General features: G+C 42.9%; 1 protein-coding gene. It reads left to right on the top strand.

What is annotated here, in order from left to right:
* The coding region (locus QEH52_RS19910) for a hypothetical protein (RefSeq protein ID WP_308952714.1) at window positions 1–826 on the top strand (826 nt) is incomplete at its 5' end.
* Between the last annotated feature and the right edge of the window lie 73 nt (window positions 827–899).

The following is an 899-nucleotide window of genomic DNA, read 5'->3' as shown; positions in this document are numbered from 1 at the left end:
TCCAGACGGCACAGGTCAACCCATTTTACGCGCTAGACATCCGATAACCCTCACTAATACGAATCCCTCAGGCTGGGTGCCTGGCCTCCACGATCGAAAGAAAATGAAATACACAAATTTGATACTACTGCTCTTTGTTACGTCTTGCCTGAATGCAGAATACATCAAATTAGAGTCAGAGGATGGTCGAAAAATTAACGTTAAAATTCTGTCTATTGAAGATTCTAGCATTCGAGTAGAACGGAAAGATGGACACGAATTCACTATCGAAAACGCACTACTCTCGAAGGCTTCCTTGGATTTAATTCGACCGTTAAGGATCAAGAACGAAATTGCAGGAAGCAGAAGTTTTGACATCGGTTTTTCGGAGAAACGGACTGATAAATCCAGTGAAACATTTGATTTCCATGGGCTAGATATCACTAAATATCAAAAGAAGATCACTATACGTAAGCCTGATACGCTCGATATTGATGGATTAGAACTCAGGTATGTAATCTTGTTCACAAGAGATGCATCAAAAGAACTGCCCGCCTACATACTGGGAACTGAGCAGATTAAAAACAGCATCAGCCATTCGAAACTTGAGTATGAATCGCCAGTTTATGCTTTAAGGCGTATGTATGTTCTGCCAAATCACTGGTGGGATCGTAATAAAAAAGAATATGAAGATGAAGAAGAAGGCACATGGGCACGCCTATACTACAACAATATGTTAATTTACGAAGAGTGCTCGCCCAAAAGACTCTCAGAGAAGCATGACTGGGACGAGATTGTGAAAGTCACTCGGGATCCATTTTCGATATCGAGTAGCCAGGGGCACTAAGTCCCCCAGCTCTCACATCACCTGCCGTGCGGGTCCGCAGCCAGACTGATCACGATGTTACGCAGTCTGTTTT

Origin of the sequence: Thalassobacterium maritimum (assembly GCF_031127805.1) — a bacterium.
GTDB classification, from domain to species: domain Bacteria; phylum Verrucomicrobiota; class Verrucomicrobiia; order Opitutales; family Coraliomargaritaceae; genus Thalassobacterium; species Thalassobacterium maritimum.
Note: the sequence above shows the minus strand (reverse complement) of the source record. Positions and strands in the feature narration are given on the sequence as shown.